Raw genomic sequence first — 2,076 nt, 5'->3', positions numbered from 1 at the left:
GCGTCACTGGGGTCGGCGAAATGTGACTCAGGAGATCCTGAGCCTGATGGTAGATGTCCTCGACTGTGACTCGATCTAGGGGCTGTCCCAATTGAATTGCCAGTTGAGACAGGCTTTCGGGGATGGAGAGATCTTCGCGATCGGGCAGAGGATTGGTTATCATAGCGATCGTTAAATTGGAGAACGGCTGGGTATACTAAGTGCGGATAGCTTGTCGAGTATTTAGTGAGAAGTATGTCATACAAATGCGATAAATGCGAGGCACTGATTCTCAGCCTCCGACTGGGTTACTGTAGCAACTGTCGGGAGCCAATTCATAGCGAGACTTTACCTGAATCAAAGAAGCAAGCTCTCGCAGCAGCCGAACGCGAATACGAACAAATGCGCGATCGCATCAGAGCCGAAAAAGAACTCCACCAGCAGCGGCAAAAGCACAACTCGCAGACGCGCATCAGCATCATCGATTTCGATGGTGGGGATGGTTGGGGCGGTTGAAATTAGCAGCCCGATCCCAAAGATTTGATATAATTGGCAGTGGTAGCTATCATCACTAGGCAAGATTAATTCGAGCGCATGTTAGAACTAAAAATAGAACGACTTCGCCATCTATTTATTGGAATGGATCGAGCGTTAATTGCTTATTCGGGAGGAATTGATAGTACCTTAGTCGCTAAAGTTGCTTACGATGTTTTGGGCGATCGATCCTTGGCTGTAACTGCTAAATCGCCATCTCTATTACCTGAAGAACTTGAAGATGCGATCGCACAAGCAACATCAATTGGCATCGCTCATGAGATTGTCGAAACTTACGAGATGGATAATCCTAATTATTCATCAAATCCGGTAAATCGGTGTTATTTTTGCAAAAGCGAATTGCACGATACACTCAAACCTTTAGCTTTAAAACTTGGTTATCAATATGTCGTCGATGGTGTCAATGCTGACGACTTACAAGATTATCGTCCTGGTATCCAAGCGGCGAAAGAGCGGGGAGCTAGGTCGCCATTAGCAGAACTCGGGATTACAAAAATGGAAGTGCGCGAGATTGCTCGATCGATCGGATTAGAGTGTTGGAATAAACCCGCTCAACCTTGTTTGAGTTCGCGGTTTCCTTATGGTGAGGAGATTACGATTCCGAAGTTAAATCGCGTGGGCAGAGCAGAGATTTATTTGCGGCGATTGGGTTATGAAAATGTACGGGTGCGATCGAGTGAGGATACTGCTAAAATCGAGTTGCCAGCCGAGTTAATTCAGCAATTTGTCGCGAGTACAAATTTGATTGAGTTGACCCAAACATTTCGATCGTTCGGATTTGTTTACGTGACTTTGGATTTGGAAGGATATCGGAGCGGTAAATTAAATCAGGTGCTATCCCAATTTGTGAGTAATCGGTAATTACCCAGCGACTAGCCTTGTTTATTGAGCCTGTCGAGCAACCATAGCGAGCAGACAATGCCGATAAAATGAGCGGTAATGATGTGGGTGTTTGCCAGCACGATGAAAATATCCAAAGGTTGAATGATTTTACTCAACGCATCGGGACTAAATATCGCCCCTGGTATCGCGATAGAGAGCGACTTACCCAAGAGAGTACCGCCGATGGATTCGGCACCCATCACGCTCGATCCCATCCCCAGGATCGAACATAGCAAACCCCAGCGCACGATTTGGATTGTCTCGGCTTTTTTGGGACGGAGATCGGGATTTCTCAGCTTGCGGGCGGTCATCACATATCTAAACGACCAGTAAGTACTGGCGTAGAGGATCAGCAACCCACCGACAGCAAACAGCAAACTGCCACCCGTACCGGGATTGCTGGCACCGCTACTCGCAAAGGGCAGGGAGAACAGAAAAATGATACTCGACACCACTGCGAGGACGAGTTGCAGCCAAAACCCCGCCCAGCCGACTCTGCGGAGCTGGACGGCAATTTTCCGGACATTCTGTGACGCGTTGCCATTAATTTCGAGGTCTGACATAAACAATAATTAAGAAATTAGTAAAAAAATCGAATAATTATCCCAGGGTGTAAATTGAATGAGTTAAGCTAAAAAGTGAGTAGCTAAAATTTGCTCG

At 46.6% G+C, this 2,076-nt stretch carries 3 protein-coding genes; 2 read left to right on the top strand and 1 reads right to left on the bottom strand.

Annotated features, from left to right (window positions below):
* The first annotated feature begins 234 nt into the window (after positions 1 to 234).
* A complete protein-coding gene (locus RMO35_RS17135; protein ID WP_309742525.1) occupies positions 235 to 495 on the top strand; it encodes a hypothetical protein in 261 nt (86 codons plus the stop codon).
* A 78-nt stretch (positions 496 to 573) separates the two neighbouring features.
* Entirely contained in the window at positions 574 to 1,395 is an 822-nt protein-coding gene (gene larE, locus RMO35_RS17130; protein WP_309742524.1) for an ATP-dependent sacrificial sulfur transferase LarE, read from the top strand.
* Positions 1,396 to 1,406: 11 nt separating this feature from the next.
* On the opposite strand, the gene RMO35_RS17125 is transcribed toward larE, so the two are convergent.
* Positions 1,407 to 1,979 carry a DUF3611 family protein gene (locus RMO35_RS17125; protein WP_309742523.1) on the bottom strand — a complete coding sequence of 191 codons (573 nt, stop codon included), beginning with the start codon at positions 1,977 to 1,979 and terminating at the stop codon, positions 1,407 to 1,409.
* Between the last annotated feature and the right edge of the window lie 97 nt (positions 1,980 to 2,076).

The organism is Chamaesiphon sp. OTE_20_metabat_361, from assembly GCF_031364565.1.
This window is presented reverse-complemented; position numbering and strand designations above follow the sequence as displayed.

What these genes read in the sequence shown, in the direction of transcription:
- RMO35_RS17135 (WP_309742525.1), top strand. Translation starts at nt 235, where the DNA reads ATGTCATACAAATGCGATAAATGCGAGGCACTGATTCTCAGCCTCCGA.
- larE (WP_309742524.1), top strand. Translation starts at nt 574, where the DNA reads ATGTTAGAACTAAAAATAGAACGACTTCGCCATCTATTTATTGGAATG.
- RMO35_RS17125 (WP_309742523.1), bottom strand. Translation starts at nt 1,979, where the DNA reads ATGTCAGACCTCGAAATTAATGGCAACGCGTCACAGAATGTCCGGAAA.